This is a genomic window from Lysinibacillus sp. RC79 (genome assembly GCF_041262405.1).
Classification (GTDB): Bacteria; Bacillota; Bacilli; order Bacillales_A; family Planococcaceae; genus Lysinibacillus.
This window is the reverse complement of record NZ_JBGCCD010000019.1, coordinates 26,873-45,075: the sequence shown is the minus strand read 5'-3', so window position 1 is coordinate 45,075 and position 18,203 is coordinate 26,873. Positions and strand designations below refer to the sequence as shown.

16 protein-coding genes are annotated in these 18,203 nt (G+C 38.6%); all 16 read right to left on the bottom strand.

What is annotated here, in order from left to right; translation table 11 throughout:
• Window positions 1-14 precede the first annotated feature (14 nt).
• Window positions 15-338, bottom strand: coding sequence for a hypothetical protein (locus tag ABH968_RS17330; RefSeq protein WP_370045912.1), 324 nt, complete (start codon window positions 336-338; stop codon window positions 15-17).
• Window positions 339-379: 41 nt separating this feature from the next.
• Window positions 380-790, bottom strand: coding sequence for a MarR family winged helix-turn-helix transcriptional regulator (locus tag ABH968_RS17325; RefSeq protein ID WP_370045910.1), 411 nt, complete (start codon window positions 788-790; stop codon window positions 380-382).
• A 202-nt stretch (window positions 791-992) separates the two neighbouring features.
• Window positions 993-3,590, bottom strand: coding sequence for a VWA domain-containing protein (locus ABH968_RS17320; RefSeq protein ID WP_370045908.1), 2,598 nt, complete (start codon window positions 3,588-3,590; stop codon window positions 993-995).
• A complete protein-coding gene (locus ABH968_RS17315) occupies window positions 3,574-5,322 on the bottom strand; it encodes a vWA domain-containing protein (RefSeq protein WP_370045906.1) in 1,749 nt (582 codons plus the stop codon). The genes ABH968_RS17320 and ABH968_RS17315 overlap by 17 nt, the downstream gene beginning before the upstream one ends.
• A gap of 11 nt (window positions 5,323-5,333) precedes the next feature.
• Window positions 5,334-6,209, bottom strand: coding sequence for a DUF58 domain-containing protein (locus tag ABH968_RS17310; RefSeq protein WP_370045905.1), 876 nt, complete (start codon window positions 6,207-6,209; stop codon window positions 5,334-5,336).
• Complete coding sequence (locus ABH968_RS17305; protein ID WP_370045903.1) at window positions 6,206-7,201, bottom strand: AAA family ATPase; 996 nt, start codon at window positions 7,199-7,201, stop codon at window positions 6,206-6,208. The genes ABH968_RS17310 and ABH968_RS17305 overlap by 4 nt, the downstream gene beginning before the upstream one ends.
• An 11-nt stretch (window positions 7,202-7,212) precedes the next feature.
• A complete protein-coding gene (locus ABH968_RS17300) occupies window positions 7,213-8,682 on the bottom strand; it encodes a hypothetical protein (RefSeq protein ID WP_370045901.1) in 1,470 nt (489 codons plus the stop codon).
• Window positions 8,683-8,694: 12 nt separating this feature from the next.
• Window positions 8,695-9,540 carry an ABC transporter permease gene (locus ABH968_RS17295; protein ID WP_370045899.1) on the bottom strand — a complete coding sequence of 282 codons (846 nt, stop codon included), beginning with the start codon at window positions 9,538-9,540 and terminating at the stop codon, window positions 8,695-8,697.
• Window positions 9,537-10,472 (bottom strand): ABC transporter ATP-binding protein, encoded by a 936-nt coding sequence (locus tag ABH968_RS17290; RefSeq protein WP_370045897.1) that lies wholly within the window; start codon window positions 10,470-10,472, stop codon window positions 9,537-9,539. Before ABH968_RS17290 ends, ABH968_RS17295 begins: the two co-directional genes overlap by 4 nt.
• Complete coding sequence (locus tag ABH968_RS17285; RefSeq protein ID WP_370045895.1) at window positions 10,472-12,856, bottom strand: DUF7408 domain-containing protein; 2,385 nt, start codon at window positions 12,854-12,856, stop codon at window positions 10,472-10,474. The genes ABH968_RS17290 and ABH968_RS17285 overlap by 1 nt, the downstream gene beginning before the upstream one ends.
• Window positions 12,857-13,805: 949 nt before the next feature.
• A complete protein-coding gene (locus ABH968_RS17280) occupies window positions 13,806-14,693 on the bottom strand; it encodes a transcriptional regulator CcpC (protein ID WP_370046002.1) in 888 nt (295 codons plus the stop codon).
• A gap of 68 nt (window positions 14,694-14,761) precedes the next feature.
• Entirely contained in the window at window positions 14,762-15,202 is a 441-nt protein-coding gene (gene cbpB, locus ABH968_RS17275; protein ID WP_370045893.1) for a cyclic-di-AMP-binding protein CbpB, read from the bottom strand.
• 251 nt (window positions 15,203-15,453) lie between these two features.
• Entirely contained in the window at window positions 15,454-15,693 is a 240-nt protein-coding gene (locus ABH968_RS17270) for a hypothetical protein (protein ID WP_049668244.1), read from the bottom strand.
• Window positions 15,694-15,761: 68 nt separating this feature from the next.
• Window positions 15,762-16,529 carry a 2,4-dienoyl-CoA reductase gene (gene fadH / locus ABH968_RS17265; RefSeq protein WP_370045891.1) on the bottom strand — a complete coding sequence of 256 codons (768 nt, stop codon included), beginning with the start codon at window positions 16,527-16,529 and terminating at the stop codon, window positions 15,762-15,764.
• 380 nt (window positions 16,530-16,909) lie between these two features.
• Window positions 16,910-17,734: a PP2C family serine/threonine-protein phosphatase gene (locus ABH968_RS17260; protein WP_370045890.1), complete on the bottom strand. Its 825-nt coding sequence runs from the start codon at window positions 17,732-17,734 to the stop codon at window positions 16,910-16,912.
• Complete coding sequence (locus tag ABH968_RS17255) at window positions 17,727-18,179, bottom strand: HIT family protein (protein ID WP_370045888.1); 453 nt, start codon at window positions 18,177-18,179, stop codon at window positions 17,727-17,729. The genes ABH968_RS17260 and ABH968_RS17255 overlap by 8 nt, the downstream gene beginning before the upstream one ends.
• Window positions 18,180-18,203 lie beyond the last annotated feature (24 nt).

Sequence of the window (18,203 nt, the reverse complement as noted above, 5' to 3'; positions counted from 1 at the left end):
GAAGAGCTCTCCTTTTATTTTGGGATCATCGTAAACGATTTTATTTTTTCATTTTCAAGAATCAACTTTTCCTCCAAAATCACTGGGTTTGGCAAACCATCCCAAGTAGTTGAAACTGTAGCAATACATTCTGTATCATCACCTTCAATATTTTGGATAGTTAACTTAAACCCTTTCGGCATAGGTGAAGTGTAAAATTTCTGTATCTCTTTTCTTCCTTTTAAAATTTCACCTTTAAAATTTTTCAATTCCCCATGATCTGCATACATATCAGATAAATCTTGACCCTCTTCTTGTGCTCTTTTTAAATACTCCTTCATAACCTCTACTGCTTTCATATGTCATCACTCTTTCATTTTTATTGATAAGGTTTTAAACCCTATTCACGATTTTCATATACTTTTGTCAATATGCTTTTCAATTGCTCTTTTTCTTCCAATGAAAGTACGTTCAAAACATCATTCTCAGAAATTGAAAGGGTCTTCAATAATTCTTCTGCCAAATTTTCACCCTGTTCCGTAAGGCATATTAGATTCTCTCTTCTATTTTCTGGATTTTTCTCCCTATAAACATAATTTCTTTCTTCTAGACCATCGATAAAAAAGCGGACACTATTTTTATCCAACTTTAAAATTTGCCCTATTTGAATTTGACTAAGTTTTTTTTCTTTTACAGCAATCATGATCCCGACTTCTCTGGATTTCATTTGAAATTTTTCGCTAATATATTTCTCGAGATTTTCCTCTAAAGCCTCTGCTAGCTTAAAACTTAGAAAACCAAATGAATTCATTATAGTGGTCATTTTAACTTCTCCTCCAAACCGTTTAACATAATAATATAAAAAAATGATAGTAATATTTTATTACTATCATCGATTATTACATTTATATCTATTTGTTTGCAAGATTAATTTTGCTTTTCATAAAAAATTCACTAATTTCACAAAAAACGATGACTCATTACTATAAAGCAATGAACCATCGTTTTATCTGTTAGGATCGTTTTTTCATGCCCTTTAATAGCTGGGCAACATTTGTGTCCTCTGCCTGTATTTGTTTTTCCTCTACAAGCTGTTCTTTTTTCTTTGGTCTTGTTAGGAAACTCCAACCAAAGCGTCGAATGGTAATATCAATGAAGAATAGTAGCATTCCTGCTAATAAGAGCCATGTTGCAATATTTTGGCGTTCCGCACCTTTTTTAGTAAATTCACGGAATACTTCGCTCGGTTCTTTTAAAACGGAGCCGCCTGTTTGCTTTGTTAGTTCTTCGCCCAGCTTATCATTTACTGGGCGTAATTCATACTCAGCACTATAAGGTACACTTAAGCCTGCCTGGTAAATAGCTTGTTGTTCATCGGCAATGCGGAAGAAGATGAGTCCTGGTTCTGCTTGCACGACGGCTCGAACTTGTGATGCTGAAATTGTTTCAAGCTGTGTTTCAAGTTCTTCACCCGCTTCATTGACAGCAACAATATCTAAGAACGCCGCTTCATTTGTTGGGTCAGTGATGACAAATGAGCCGTCTGATTCTAGACGTACATCGTAGGCAACATCATTATAGCTAGGTAGCATTTTTGAAATAAGCGTTTGCCAAAATGTGCCCCAATTTTGCCATCTTGCCCAGTCTCCTGTCCATTTTCCTGTCGAATCAGAAGTAAAGGCGAATGTTTTGCCAAGGCCATATTGCCACTCTGCTAGTACTGGATCTTCCTTTCCACTTTCTGCAATAACAGTAGCTCCCTGCTTTGCTGTCGTACCGATATAAGCGTTCATTTTAGGTACACCATTTGCAAATAACGTATTCCAGCCAGATGCATTATATATAGTTGGATAGAATGGGTTGTCCTCAATATATGTGCGTGAAATCATGGCAGTTTCACGAGATAAAATAGAGGGAATTGTCTGCTCATCAATAACATCGTAGAAACGCCCACTGCCCATCTCACTGAGCGCTTCAAGTAAATTGGCATCTGCATCCTGACCAATTGCAACTGTTGAAAGAGTAATGCCGTTCTCTTTTCCTTGTGCAATTAAGTCTTCGTAGTTACCTGGCTGTGACTGACCATCAGTTAAAAGAATAATATGCTTACGCTGTAGCTTTAAAGCAGCTAGATTTTCATATGCTTTAGCAAGCGATCCATATATTTCGGTACCACCACCCGGCGTTACAGATAAAATTGTATCTACAGCTTCTTCCTTATTGCTAATTAGTCCTGTCTCAATAATTTCCCAAGGTCGATCATCAAAGGCAATAAACCCGAGCGTATCCTCATCTCGTAGCATTTCAACTGAACGAGCGGCTGCCTCCTTAGCGAGCTCTAGCTTAGCTCCAGACATACTTCCAGAACGGTCAAGGACAATAACAAGCCCTAATGACGGTAATTGTTCCTTACCTTTAATCTCCATTTCAACAGGTAGTAAAGTTTCGATTGGTGTTTTAAAATAGCCTCCTAAGCCAAAGCTATTTTCGCCACCGACCATTGTAAAACCGACACCAAAATTTTTCACTGCCTGCTCAATGACATTCATTTTTGCCTCGCCTACTAAATGCCCTGGCACATTATCAAAAATGATGGCATTGTATTGTAAATAACTAGAAAGTTCATTTGGTAGACTTTTAGCATCTACAACATCATAGGAAATTGATTGTTTGCCAAGCGCTGCTGCAATTGGTGATGCCATATTATAGCCATTAACAATTAGTAAATGTGGTTCACTTTGCACCATCGTGACGCTTGTTAATTTATTATTTTCAAAAATTGCATCCTGTTCAACCTGCACGAGTGCCTCATATTTTACAAGTCCTTCAGCCGTTGCTGAATGTTTATATGTAAAAATATTTGACCCTTCTGCAAGCTCCACTGCCTCACGATGAATAAGCTTATCGTTTTCGTATAATAATAGCTCACCTCGTTCTGCTACGGTCGCATTTATTTCAGCGACTAACTGCTGCTGCTCACCTACATAAGCAACTTGTGGTGTGACAAAGCTTTTCATGGATACATCCTTAGCAACAGGTTGGCTAAATGGCACTACATCAACACTAATATTTGACCCTTTAAGCTTCGATGCAAATTCTAAGGCATCTCCTTTTGTTTCATTGCCATCCGTTAAGAGCACAAGTCGTGTTGCTTTTTTTGGATCTACAATACCTGAAGCGAGCTGTAGGCTCTGTTCAATATTTGTTTGATCTGTTGCTTTTATAGCTGTAAACTTCGGCACTTCCTTTAAAGAATTCGATAAAATGACTTCCGTTTGTAATGTCGATGAAAAAGAATAAATCCCTGCAAGCTGTTCATCTTTTTTCGATTGTAAACTTTCTGCTATAAAATTGGCCATCTCATCATCTGTACCATTCATTGAAGCAGAACGGTCAACTAAGAATAATACTTGTTCTTCCTTTACGGGCAATAAAATATAGGGCCCAGCAAGTGCAAAAACCAAACAACCTATTGCCACAATACGAATACCTAGTACGACGATATGACTTTTTTTTAGTCGCTGACGTTCACGCCAATAGGTCCATCCAAAATACATAAGCAATGGAAGTAATAGCAACAATGCTAATGGCATATCAATTCGTAAATCCACGACGTCGTTGCACCTCCCACTCTAAAACAAGTAATACTAAAATCATAAGGATCAGCCAAGGTACGAACGAGGTTTTCGAGATTTCTTCCTTACCATTGTCCGGAAGCTCTCCAAGTGTATAGCTAGTCCCTTTTTCAATCACACGCTCTTGCGCTTGAAGCTGTACGATGAAGCGCTTTTCTTCATCATTTGAGCGAGCTGTATAAATTCCTGGCTTCATTGGTGCAGTTAATAGACCATTTGTAATGGACGATAAAAACTCATCTTCCTGCGAATATATACTCCAATCACCCTGTGCTAAAGCAACTGCACGTTGCTCATTTGGTGTAAAAATACCAAGTGAACCAAGTGATTCTGAAAGCTCCTGTTCAGCACTCCATAAAAATAATGGGAATGAAGGATGTAATGGCCAATCTGTATCTGCAATATCAGCTAATACGACAATATCTCCTTTAGGTGAACGCTGAATAAATGGCTGGTCTCCAACTGATGCAATCGTTTTATAGTCGTCGAATTCAGGATATACAGCACTGACGTAAATATCTTTTAGCTCACTAAATGCAAACAATGCATCACTTGTTGTTCCGACTTCCCCAGTAGCTTCAACCTTTTTAACGTCATCCCGTCCAAATAAAACAATTGGCTTGTCCATCTTTTCGAGTAGCGCCGTCTGATTTGTCACCACTGTGGCATCCTGAATGTCAGCCACTTGTGAAGATGGAACAATTTTCACACTACTACTATTAATCGTTTGCAAACCTTTTTGAATGAGTTGATGCATACTTTGATCGACAACTACTTTTGAAGTCGCTGTTTGTAGCAATACCGTTTGTGAATTATCAACAGCGTAATCGTCCTTAGCATCTATCTTGGCAGTCATAGTATCTTCTAATGGTAGGTCTTTAAATGTTTTTGTTACGGCTTCATTTGGAAGTAATGCAACACTCTCCGTAACGATCTCCTTACCTGTAACATTTTCTATCGAAAGTGTTACATCTTGCTCTTGGTCCGTATCATTTTGTAACTGTACAAGCGCCATAGCAGATTGTCCATCTGTAGTAGCAGCAAAACGTGTAATTGCAATATTTGTTAAGTCCTTTGCAGATCCTTTTACGATCCACTTTACCGTATCTTTTTCCATCGGTAATTGCTTTTTATCGAGTGAATCTGTAAAGACATAAATAGATGTTGGTGTATTACCGACAAAAGCCTGTGCCACATCTAGCGCTTTATTCATTTGAGCTGTTTCATATGTTACTTGTAACTTTTGAATGGCTTTTTCAATATCTTTAGTATTTGTTTCCTGCTGTAATATAGCTTTTGGCGTATTGCCTGTTGTAATGAGTGTCACGGGTCTTCCATCAAGCTCATTGATCAATGACAGCATTTCTTTTTTATGTGTGTCAAATGTTGACTGCTCTTTCCCTGCTAACATCGTTGCAGACGTGTCTACAATGAAAATCGTCTGCGCACCGACGATCGTTGACTTTTTAACATAAGGATTCATTAATGCCAGTACAAGTAAAAGAAGAGCTAGCAGCTGTAAATAAAGCAGTGCATTTTTTTGTAAATGTTTTAAGTATGGTGATACACGTGTTTCTTGCATAATTTCCGACCAGAAAAGTGTGGAGGATACAGTTTGATCGGTATATTTTTTTCGAAAGAAATAATATAGAAGGACAATGACCGGGATGATGGCCGTCCAGCTAAAAAGTATTTGACTAAAGCCCAATACGGCTCACCTCACCTAATCCAATGTGCTTTTAATAATTGTTGAAAGATGGCATGCTGTAATCCATCCTCTACCTTAAGCTGTAATTGTCGAACACCGAAGCGCCGACAAATTGCCTCAAATTCCTCTTCATGTAATAAACGTCTAGCCATATAGGTGTCTAGAACTTTAGAAGACATCGTAACATTCACATCTCTGCCCGTTTCCTGATCGAGTAAGCGTACATCGCCAGTATATTCTGGTGCTATTTCTTCTTGCGTAACTATTTGCAAAATACGTACATCCCCTGCAAAGCGTGGTAGCCTTTTTAAAAGTTGCTCCCATTCCTCGATTGGCTCAAGTCCGTCTGTGACAATAAATAATACTGTACTATCTTTAGGTAATGCTTTGAAAGCTCCCTGTGCGAAGCTATTTGTATAAGTTGCTTGCTCAATCTCGGTGACCATCTGTAAAAAGGCGCGACGATACATAGCACCTTTACGACGAAACGGCGGCTTCACCTCATCCTGTAGAAAAGAAAATGATAAGCGATCATCGCGGCCGAGCACCATTAGGCCAAGTGAGGCAACAATTTGCCGGGCAAAAGTCCACTTTGCTTGATCGCCCATCGATTTCGTTGTATCTAGCAAAATGTGTACACGCATCTCTTGTTCATCTAAAAAACGTTTAATGAAGTATTTATCAGTTCTTGCAAAGACATTCCAATCCACCTGACGTACATCATCACCTAAATGATATTCACGAAAATCTGAGAAATCGAGCGATGCTCCGAAGCGTTGCGAACGGTGCGAGCCCTTGTGCTGCCCACGTAATTTGGAGGCCGTTGCCACTTGGAAGCGACTGATTTTCGCTAACCAATCCTCGGGCAATAATAATTTTTGTGTCACCTGCTAACACCTTGCTGTACTTTTTCTAAAATGACATCAATCACATCGTCTGCTGTTTTGCCAGAAGCCTCCCCTTCATAATTCAACAGCATACGATGGCGTAACACTGGCTTAGCTACAGATTTAATATCCGCTACAGAAACGTGGAAACGTCCATTCATAAGCGCCCTTGCCTTCGCTAATTTGATTAAACTTTGTAGACCTCGAGGGCCGCTACCGTACATCGCATATTGCTTGACCTCATCAATGGCATCCACTCTCTCAGGATGTGTAGCCACAACAAGGTCCGTTGCAAATTCGAGCATTTCATCAGCAACTAGTACTTCCTTCACCATTTGCTGCGCTTCAATCAGTGCTTCTGTATCCATGATCTTTTGTAAACCAATTTCCATAGCGCCTGTTGTACGCTTCATAATTTCCATTAGCTCACTTTTCTCAGGATACGGCACAAGAATTTTACATAGGAAACGGTCCATTTGTGCTTCTGGTAAAGGGTACGTTCCCTCCATCTCAATCGGGTTTTGTGTTGCTAACACGAAGAATGGTCTTGCCATCTTCTTTGTATCTCCCAAGATTGTTACAGTTTTTTCACCCATTGCTTCAAGCAGTGCACTTTGTGTTTTTGGTGTTGCTCGGTTAATCTCATCCGCTAATACCATTTGGCTAAAAATCGGCCCTGGCTGGAACGTAAACTGCTGCTTGCCATCAGGTGTGCGCTCAATCATACTTGTCCCTGTAATATCTGCCGGCATTAAATCTGGTGTAAATTGAATTCGCGAAAATGATAAATCGAATACTTCAGAAATTGTACGGATTAACATCGTTTTCCCTAAACCAGGTAGGCCCTCTAATAATGCATGTCCATCAGCAAGGACTGCGTATAATGTATAATCAATTGCTTCCTCTTGGCCAACGATAAAGCGATGAATTTCTTCCTTTACTTGTTGTAATTTCGTACTCTTTTCAACATATTGTTGCTCTGTAAATGCCATTCCTTTTCCTCCTACTGAGACTCAATTGACGTGAAATAAGATTGCACGACATTTTGTAAATCCTTCGGTAATTGTAAACGCTCTGAGCTTTCTAAATAGCTATCTTTATAGGAGCCTATAACTTCCTCATATGGGCGGATAGAACCTTTCGTAATGGGGCCATTTCCTTGTTGCTCTGATACATGTGATCCATCTCCTAATGCTCCACCATCAGCTGAAGTCTGACTAGAGCCACCAATTCTATTCGGAGTCGTTAATAAATCGCGGCCGCCCTGTCCTATGCCTGCACCTTGACCGGAACCATTGCCATTTCCCTGACCTTGTCCCTGACCCTGCCCTTGTCCGTTTCCTTGTCCTTGACCTTGACCTTGTCCGTTCCCTTGACCTTTGCCTTGTCCCTGTCCTTTTCCTTGACCTTGTTGATTGCTCTGATTCGATCCTTGTGCCTGACCTTTACCACTAGCCTGTTGAGAACCGTTTTGGGAGTTAGGTTGGCCTTGTTGTCCTGTTTGACCTTGCTGATTGCTTGGTTGTGAATTCGCGGATGAATTTTGATTTGTATTACTATTGTTTTGCTGATTGTTATTGGCACTATTGGCACTCGCAATAGCATTTTGTAGAGTATTGCTTGCGGGTTTTCCAAGTTTGCTCATAGCTGTCTGAGTAGCATTTGCATTTTTCGTTAGCTCCTGCTGCATTTGGGCGAGCTCCTTTAATTGCTCCACTTCTTCCTGCGATAAGCCTTTGTCGTCAGAAGCGCCATCCTTACTAGCCGTTTGCTTATCCTTTAATTGTTGTTCCTTTAAAGCAAGCTCCTTTTGCTTTTTCACGACTTCGCGTAATGCCTCTTCAGCCTTTTCTGCCTCTTTTAACGTATTTTGCAATTCTTTTAATTGCTCTTTCACTTCTTTTGTTTCTGCTCTTTTTTCTAATTTAGCAACTTCCTTCTTTACGTCCTCAATGACCGCTTTTTCTTTTTCTACCTCAATTGCTTCAATTTGTGTAGCTGCTGGGAACATATAAAGAATGGCCAGTGCGACAGCTGTTCCAAATAATCCAATCAATGCTTTTGGACGGATTAAATTTTTCTTTCTAGCCTTAAAATCAGAAAACGCCTTTTCCACGTTTCCTAGTGCTTTCGTTAGTAGAGATCGAACGAGTGGGTCCTTATCGTCCTCGAACGATAAGGCTGTCACAAGCTCATTGTGCGAAAAATAATCATCCAGTGTATGCAATGCTTCCTTTTCTTGTACACGCTTCACCCACATAAACAGCACTGTTGCTAGTATGACAACAATAAAGGTAGTAAGAGCTGTTTGGCGATAATACGGCCAAACAAAGAGCCTTGAAACGAGAAAGAGGGAAGCACTCGAAAGCAATGCCAAAAACAAGCCGTACTGTGCAATTGGAATGCTTCTTTCTACTGTTAAACTCGTCTTTGCACGTTGAATATATTTTCGTAATTGCTTACGACGCTCCATAAGATGTCCTCCTTACCGATTACTTTTCATATTGGCACGTAATTTTTTAATCGCAATTGTTAAACAAATAACAATGATCAATGAATAAGCTACTAAATAACTAATCCATACAGGTAATTTCACTCCTGAAACTTGCACTAAAGCATCGCCCATAGATGGCGAAATAAGCGTAAGCATTAATGCACCTGGGTTAATAGAAGCCCAGAAGTAAGTCATGTAGGAAGTACTAGTACCAACGGAATTACCCATATGATGGAAGGACATTGTTAAAAAGAAGAAAAACGCTGTAATGCCACCTAAAAAGATAATCGAACCGTACGTAGAAATCATCGCAACAATTGTTCGCTTCGTAATAGTTGAAAACATAACACCAATACTACCAATTGCTACGACTGTTAATAAATAAAATAAAAATATCGAGATTAATTGAGACGGTGATACGCCACCAAATAAAAATACTAAACTATATAATGGTAACCCTGCGATGAGCATTAAAACTAAAAATGCTACCGAGGAAAGTAATTTTCCAATGACGATTTGAGTAGAACTTTGTGTCGTTGTTAGTAAAATATTTAATGTTTGCTTTTCCCTTTCGCTACTAATTGCACCGGCAGTTAAGCTTGGTGTAATGAAAAGTACAAGAGCCATTTGTAAGATTGTTAAGACCGCAAACATCATAAAGCTTGTATCTGGTCTAAAGAATCCTTTGCCTGTGAATTCAGTTGTTAGTAGCAAAAAACCTGCGATAAAAATACAAATAACCGCTAAATAAAACATTAAACCTGAAAAGCTTTTAAAAGAACGGAAGCGTAACTTCAATTCTTTTACGAACACCGGATTATAAAATCGTTCCATCATTGATTGTCCGCTCCCTTCGTAATAGCCATAAAGACATCTTCTAAATCTTTTTCCTCTTCACTTAATGCATAAATAGGTAAATTTGCAAGTATTGCTTTTTTCAATAGTGCTCCCTGATCAGCATCTGTTCCACGGTAATTAAAGGCTATTTCTAAGCGATTATCCATTACATCAATAGAAGAGATCAGTGGATCCTCCTCCAAAAATGCACGTACCTCGTTTAAACAATCCGTTACTTTTACTACGATGCGCTTCTCTCCCTGTAACTGTGCTTGAATGGAGGCCACATTACCATGAGCGATAAGCTTACCATTATCAATCACACCGATTTCATCGCACATTTCTGCAAGCTCAGGCAAAATATGTGAGGAGATTAAAATCGTTTTTCCCATAGATTTCAAATTCCGTAAAATATCACGCATTTCTACTCGTGCACGTGGATCCAAGCCTGATGCAGGTTCATCTAAAATTAATACTTTAGGATCGTGGATAAGAGCACGTGCTAAACATAGACGCTGCTTCATCCCACGTGACAGTAAATCAACATATTCATGACGTTTATTCGTTAAATTTACGAGCTCTAGCAGCTGTGGAATAAGTACTTTTCGTTCAGCTGCCCCAATGCCGTAGCTGGCACCGTAAAAGTCTAAGTATTCGTCTACTTTTAGTTGATCATAGACGCCAAAGAAATCTGGCATATAACCAATTTGTTTTCGAACTTCCTTTGGTTCCTTAATAACGCTTTTCCCATTAATAATGGCATCACCTGAAGTTGGAGATAGCAAGGTTGCTAAAATCGAGAATGTAGTCGATTTACCTGCCCCATTGGCACCTACAAAACCAAAGACAACCCCTTCCTCCAAAGATAGATTCAAATGATCTAGTGCTGTAAAGGAGCCGTATCTTTTCGTTAAATCACGAATTTCAATCATTATTTCGCCACTCCTTTCAGCTCTACATCTGGTAATTTTGTTTCCTCACCCGTTTGATCTGGCCCGAATTTAACCTCAATCAGCAATTCATCATTATCATTGAAGTATTTTTTTATGTTACCTGTAAATACCTGTTTCGTATCTACCATTGGCTCATAATTTTTCGTCTCGTTATTCCAAATCGATAGCTGCATACGATCAATATCCTTATTTGAAACGGTCAGTTCGTTTAATGTTTGAACTGAATTCATAAAATTATCTGGCATGGCAATGGATACTTCATATAAACCATCCGACAAGCGCCAATTATTTAACTGTTCATCCATTTTTTCAGCATACGAATTAGGAGAAAGTGGGTTTACTGAATACGTAAAGTTGTTACGTTTCATTGTAAATGGACCTGATAGCTCTACTTTGCCATCAAATGGCTGAACAAAATAGGAAATCGGAGACATATTGGCACTTGTTTCTAGCTCAACACCAGCAATTGCTTGGTCTGCCCATGCTGTAATGACAGGTTTTTTATCATTTTCTACAAGTGGTATTGCCAAAGCTTTCATACGCTCGATTCGTAAAGGATTCACTTCCTCCTTCTTCGTTGGAAAATTATTATAATTGTAACTAGTTAAATCCGATGGTTTTTGAAGAACCGTTGATTTTAGCTCCTTGTCGACTTTAAGTGTACCGTTCTCTTCAATGTCGCCAAGTTTAACTTCTTTAATGCCCGAGATTAAAGTAATATCCTTTAGAGCAAACGGGAAATTGTTCTTAATTGTCCCAGTTAACTTTTCATTTTTTAACGTAATATCGATGTCCATCTTGCCAATATTTTGTGCTGCCGTCTTTCCTGCAAACGACTGAACAGACCAATAACTTAAATCACGTAGTGTTAACGTTGAACCATTGGCATTTTCCTTAATATAGGATATTTCATGTAAATCTTCCCTTGTCCCCGCGAAATTATTGGAATTTCGCAGCGCTAATGCACTTGTATCCTTATCTGCATTAACAACAAAATCACCGCTACGATTTGTTAAAATGGACTCTACATAGTAACCATTTAAACTACTATCTTCATTTACTTTAAAAAATGCTGATTGTTGAATTTGCGGTTGCCCAATTCGATCTTTTGCACCAAAAATAAATAGAGCAATAGATAACACAATTGATATCGTAGGAATGATCCACCATGCATGCTCACGCTTGTCTATTTTCTTTAGAATAAAATATAAAATAGGTCCGATAATTAAAATATATAAAATAATAACAATTAGCATATAGCTAACAGATACTTCAAACGATGGGAATAATTCATTTACATTACGCAGTTCATATGAAACTTGATCCACCGGTGACTGTCCATGAACCACCATCCCTTGTTGTGACATCTTTTGAATATTAAGCAAATTTGCCACTAATGCTGGATAACCATCCATAGACGAAAGTGGTTGATCCCCTAAAGAAAAGGCTGTTTGAATAACTTCCCCACTGCCCACTTTTTTCTTAGAAGCTAAAATCTTATTGTTTTCTGTTAATACAGGAATACTTCCTTGCTTTTCAGTCGCTCCATAAATAGAAATAGGTTGTGTAAAAGTTTCGCCGCCTGATAATTTTGATAGGCTATCTGCAGAAACGGATGTCATTTGCTCGGATAATGCAAGTGGTAAATAATCCTTAAAAATACCTGCTGTTGTATTTACTTGATTAGCAGCTCCTACTAATAAAGTGCCGCCATTCTGTACCCATTTTAGTAAAGATTCTTGTTGCTTTTGCGATAAATCAGCAATAGCAATTTCATCGATGACGATAACATTCGCCATTGCAAATCCTTGTGGATCCTCTGGCAGTGTATAATCCTTGATCTGATTTAAATTGAACACTTCAACATTATTTTGAGGAGCTAATTGGGATAGACGTAAAAATGCTGATAAACGATCACTTTTATCCGTTAATGTGTAAATAAAAACTGATGACGGATCTAAAAAGTTAGCTTGTAGCTGCTTTGTTCCTTCATAAGCAACCTTTTTTCCTTTTTCTATGCTTCCTTCAAAAAACGCAAACGCATCGGCATTCGAATAATTACCATCTATATAAATATCAAATGTTTTTTCTTCTCCTGCCGCTATATCTATCGGAAACACTTGTGCTGATGTAGCTTCATAGGAACTAGATGCATTAATGACCATATCCCCAGAAAAATCTGCACCATTATTTTTTACTGTTACTTTCAGTGGCACAACTGTTTGATATTTAGCTTTACCCGCAATCCCTACCTTAGCCTGTACATCTAACGTAGCAGCCGCTTTTGCCTGCTCCATAGGTAGAATAAGGCTAATAACAAGCATGAATAGTAGTATGAGTGCCGTTATATTCTTTTTCTTCAAAAACTCAACCCCTTTTATGTAAATTGTTGATTACATAATTATACGTTTTAAATTGCACTTTGTTCCATTTCTTATGACATCTTCATGAATATTCATAAACTCTTAAGAATTAGCTAATTTCCAAAGTTAGGGATGAAACTTGTTAAAATATGCATTTATAAGTTGATTGGAGTAGAGACTGGGCGACATAATAAAATAAAAGGATTCATACACAGTTTTGTGTATGAACCCTTTTTTGCTCTTTGAAAGGTGGATGTCGATAAAAAATCAATTATGCTTCGGCATAATTGCGTCCGGAATCGGCTTTGTGCTTAGGCCTGCACGATGCAGGTCAGTTAGCCGTTATCGCATGGATGCGATGGTTTTAGGCTAACATCCCCTAAGAACTCCTTTCCGATTCCGTGACATCCGCCGGAGGCTTTAACTTCTTTCAGCGGATGTTTGGACACCCGCTGAAAGAAGTTAAAAGTTGGGCGATAAAACGTGAAAATTTATCGATAAAATTTAAAAGTTGGATGACATTATGTTAAAACGTATGTCACGTGGATAGGTTGATTGGAGCGAGCCACGTGAGTGAAGCGGCTCATCGGCCGCCCCCAGGAAATCATTCCATCATTCCACTTTATTACTTTGAAGATTTATCGGAACAAAATCTCATTTTATCGGAACAATTTTAGCTTTTATCGGAACAATTTCAGTTTTTATCGACTATGTGCAACTCCTTGAGGATCAGCGATAGAGGAACGAAGGCTAAAAGCAGCACGTCCTGTGATAACGCCTCGAGACCAACACCCTGTTGTTGCTGTCGCTACGCTTTCGCACATTAAAACACCTGTTGCCCCGACGCCCCCAGTCGGAACGGAAATCAACCCCACGCTATGGTGCGATTAAGAATTGGTAAAAAAAGGCAGTCTCGAGTGAATCACTTGAGACTGCCTTGATATTATTCTTATTTCGTATAATCAAACAAACATCGTGCATGGTCTTGCACTACCTCTACAAAAGCCTCTACTTGTCGTAACTCAAATGAGGATTCATAGCCAATTAACCAAGTATCACGTGTTAAACCAAATTCTTTTTCATTATTCGTTAATGCTATTTTATTAATACCATCATGGTCACTTAAAGTAATTGAAGGTAAAATAGCGTAACCAATGCCGTTCAATGCCATTTGCTTACAAATTTCAATCTGATCAACTAAAATTTGTTTTCTTGGATTTGAAGCGAAATGCTGCTGCCACCATTGTTGAATTTCCTGATAGTAATTGGAATCACTTTTAAATTGAATAAAAGGTCGGTCTGTCGTCAGGATATCTTCTATAGTATTTAGCTCTTTATCAACTAAATAAAGGGTGTCACGAAAAAGGTGAATTTTTTCCCCTTTCCAATCAACCTGCCCACGCACAATCCCTATATGAGCCTCACCCTCATAAAGCGCTTTTACAATTTCAGAGCTCCAGCCAGTCATAAGAGAGATTTTTGCCTCAGGATATTTCGTTACAAAATCCTTTAATATTATCGGAAGCCAGTTTTGGCCGACAATCGATGCACAGGCGATTTTCAATGTCCCGTTTACTTTCGTCGTTAATGATTGGATTGTTTCAAAAATCTCTTCTTTTTTGCTGAGCATTTCAGTTGCATAGTCAATAATAAGCTCTCCAGCAGGTGTCGCCGTAAGTCCTTTTTGTGAACGAATAAATAACTGCGCGCCCCAGTCCTTTTCAATAGTTTGCAGCCGTTGAGAAAGTGCTGGTTGAGATAAAAATAAACGTTCTGCTGCTTTACGCATATTACGTTCCTCTGCTAGTACTTTTAAAATTTCAGCCTCCGTTGCCATCAATCAGTAAACCTCCGATACAAGCAAAGAGGGCCTTATGATTTTCATCTGAGTCCCCTCTTAAACTACTACTCTTTTTGATAAATATATTTTTTCAATTGCTTTAATATTACACGTCTCGTTAAAATTCCCGCAAATGTTCCTTCTTCGTCCACAACACATAAAAAGGCGTGATTAATCACTAAGTCGAGAGCTCGCTGAAAAGTATCCGTTAACTTTAATACAGCGATTTCTTTATCCATTATTGTATTCACTTTAATATCGGGTAACTTTTCATATTCAATATGTTCTAGTCCAAGAATGGATTCTGTAATCATTTTCATGCTTAGTAAACCTTGAAGTCGATATTTCAAATCTAAAACAGGTATCGATGAATACCCTGTACGTGTAAGTACTAGGAGTGCATGTTCTGCACTATTTCCACTTTGTACATGCGCAACTTTTTCAGATGAAATAATAAAATCACTAATTGGCATTGCTAAAAAGTCCTTGCTGTTAGTTGAAATCATGAACTTCTTCTCCTTTTCTGTCCTCGTTTTGCAGAACAGGATGCTTCCCTTTTATCATATCATAACTATTCCTTTTATGACCACGACAAGGCCGAGAAGAGTTTTTTATAAGCAACGAATTATTTTAGCATTTTGAACAAAACTAAGTATCGAAAGTGTATATATAGCGAGGGTTTTACCTGAGGGCAATGGAGAAATATCTTCATTCAGCCATATTTATAAAATATGAACTGAATGAAGATATTATTTACTTAATATCCTGCCTTACTCCAGTAATAAAAAATCATGATCCCCAAAAAAAGCAAAAAAATGATATATACCCAAACAACTGGGTTGAGCATAGTCGCATACTCTTCAACAGTTTCTGAAATCGGCGTATCATTTTCTGATTTCCGTTGGGACGTCATTTTGGCAATTTTCAACGTTGACACAAGCGAAATGGCAGAAATAATCGTAATGGCAATAAGAGCCGGTATTAACCACATACCCATAGGCAAAACTCCTTTCTTTACCCTTAGTATGCGTCAACCCAGCTCTTTATTATGCAAAGATTATTGTTTTAGAACGGATACTGATTGAGCCATTGCCCGCCATCAAGTGTCACACATTCACCGTTCATATAACTTGCTTTATTAGACATTATAAATGTAGCTAAATCAGCAATTTCTTCAGGAGTACCTGTACGACCTAACGGAACAGAGTCAAGCGTACGAGCAGCTGCAGCCTCTGATTCCCAGAGCTTTTCTGCACCACCTGTACGCTCAATTGGACCTGGAGCAATTGCATTTACTCGAATTCCATATTGTTTTCCCCATTCAACAGCTAACGTTCGAGTTATTGACAATACACCTGCTTTAGCCGCTGCAGAATGAATAACACCAGCACCTGCATTCCATGCGTAAGTTGCAACCATATTGAGAATAGATCCTTTAATATTATTTTGAATCCAGTACTTACCGACTGCAGAAGAACAAAAGAATGTCCCATTTAAAACAATATCAACAACAGCCTTCCAACCATTTGGTGATAAATCCTCTGCACGCACTATAAAATTGCCAGCCGCATTATTCACAAGCCCATCGACCTGTCCAAACTTTTCAACAGCAAACGCTAGCATTGCCTCCGCATGCTCAGGAACACGAACATCCATTTGGAACGTTTCAATCGTTTTTCCAGTCTCCAAAATAAAAGCTTTCGCCTCTGCCAATCGCTCCTCGTTACGACCTGTAATGACAACATTTGCCCCTTCCGCAACGAATTGCTTTGCCATGTAAAGCCCCATTCCACTTGATCCACCAGTAATAATAATTGTTTTCCCCTGCAACATACGATTTCCCCCTCTGCAAAAATGAATGGTGATTCATATAAAATATTACTATATTTTCTCGCATATGTCATATTAATTCTGCAAAACGATGAAAAGGGTGCAGTTTGAAGGGTCCTGCTAGCAAAGATTCTTAAGTTGTGAGGTATTCGCTTCGTTTTCGCAGGTATTTTCCTGCCGTGCGCGGGTATTCTCTTCTCTTTCGCGGGTATTTTCCTGGCGCGCGGGTATCCGCTTCTCTTCCGCGGGTGTTTCCCTGCCGTGCGCGGGTATTCTCTTCTCTTTCGCGGGTATTCCCTGCCGTGCGCGGGTATTTCCTCTTCTTTCGCGGGTATTTCCCTGCCGTGCGCGGGTATTTCCTCTTCTTTCGCGGGTAGAATCCATTACGGACTCGCTTCTTGATTACTTGCTCTAGTGGCTTCCTTTGCAATATTAACTTTCCAAAAAACGATGGTGGTGCTATCTCTGACACCATTTTTTTTGATATTCTTTAACATTGACCAAATGTTCTCTGGATCCTCAGCGTTGAAGAAGGAATTATATATGTTAATAGGGTTAGAGTATGGTTCATGGGGACATTCAAGTAAGCCATCAGTGGTTAGAAAAAGACGATTTTCTCCTTTTCTTAATTCTTTAATTCCAACGCTGTAGCAAGGGACGTCCTGTTCAAAAGTATTGACTTGTCCTACCCATTCGTAAAATTGCCTTTGATTTAATTGAAACTGACCTAATGCAGCCAATTCTTGATGAAATAAAAAAAGAACACAGTCTCCAACTGAAAACCACCATACATATTTATCTTTTCTTACGACAATTAAACACGCAGTTTCTCCAGTAATATTCCTGCAAACAGATAAGAACTCTTCCGATTGAAATATCGTTAAAATCTTCTCTTCAATCCTTTTAAAGGTTTGATGGTTTGTCGGTAAAGATAATAAATGCTTCATTTCATGTTTATGATAAAAAAATTGTTCGATAATTATTTGAGCACTCTCAGATGTATTATGAGCATCCAGTAAAATAGAAAACTCCCAATCTTGCTTTTCATCTAGCCATACTAAACAACCATCTTCGTTTTTATATTGTCCTGCATCGAAGTTACCTCCATATCGTCCAACAATAACATGTTTAATTTGATAAAGATTTGGATGATCTATGAAGTTGTCTTGGCTACCTATCCAACTAAAATCTTCTATAGATTCACTCATATGCATTATTCTCAAGATATGTTTTTATTCGAGTACAAAGTTTAACAACTTCTATATTGTCACCAATAGGGGCATCTTCCCAATCATACACATCATTTGGTCCCCAATACTGTTTAGGGGTATTCTGATATCGAGGAACTAAATGCATATGCAAATGTGGCACTGAATTTCCGGAAACTAATGAATAAATATGCTCTGCCTTTTCACATTCCATTATTGCCTTACTAACTCTAGCCATAATAACACCAAATGCTTGTGCCTCTTCTATAGTCATATCTCCGAGAGTAGGAACATGTCTTTTTAAATCAATCATAATATGACCTAAATAATTGGGTGCTCCATCACGATCTATATGTCCAACATAAACATATTCGTCTTCATAAATCCTTAACTCTGAAGCTTGAATGTTGCCAGCATGTTTATTGCAAATAAAACATTGTTCCATTAATCCCCACTCCCTTGTTTAAAT

Bases quoted from the DNA above. Each gene is read 5' to 3' on its own strand.
- ABH968_RS17330 (WP_370045912.1), bottom strand. From the start codon at position 338: ATGAAAGCAGTAGAGGTTATGAAGGAGTATTTAAAAAGAGCACAAGAA.
- ABH968_RS17325 (WP_370045910.1), bottom strand. From the start codon at position 790: ATGAATTCATTTGGTTTTCTAAGTTTTAAGCTAGCAGAGGCTTTAGAG.
- ABH968_RS17305 (WP_370045903.1), bottom strand. From the start codon at position 7,201: ATGGCATTTACAGAGCAACAATATGTTGAAAAGAGTACGAAATTACAA.
- ABH968_RS17300 (WP_370045901.1), bottom strand. From the start codon at position 8,682: ATGGAGCGTCGTAAGCAATTACGAAAATATATTCAACGTGCAAAGACG.
- ABH968_RS17295 (WP_370045899.1), bottom strand. From the start codon at position 9,540: ATGATGGAACGATTTTATAATCCGGTGTTCGTAAAAGAATTGAAGTTA.
- ABH968_RS17290 (WP_370045897.1), bottom strand. From the start codon at position 10,472: ATGATTGAAATTCGTGATTTAACGAAAAGATACGGCTCCTTTACAGCA.
- ABH968_RS17280 (WP_370046002.1), bottom strand. From the start codon at position 14,693: ATGGCAACGGAGGCTGAAATTTTAAAAGTACTAGCAGAGGAACGTAAT.
- cbpB (WP_370045893.1), bottom strand. From the start codon at position 15,202: ATGATTTCAACTAACAGCAAGGACTTTTTAGCAATGCCAATTAGTGAT.
- ABH968_RS17270 (WP_049668244.1), bottom strand. From the start codon at position 15,693: ATGGGTATGTGGTTAATACCGGCTCTTATTGCCATTACGATTATTTCT.
- fadH (WP_370045891.1), bottom strand. From the start codon at position 16,529: ATGTTGCAGGGGAAAACAATTATTATTACTGGTGGATCAAGTGGAATG.
- ABH968_RS17260 (WP_370045890.1), bottom strand. From the start codon at position 17,734: ATGAGTGAATCTATAGAAGATTTTAGTTGGATAGGTAGCCAAGACAAC.
- ABH968_RS17255 (WP_370045888.1), bottom strand. From the start codon at position 18,179: ATGGAACAATGTTTTATTTGCAATAAACATGCTGGCAACATTCAAGCT.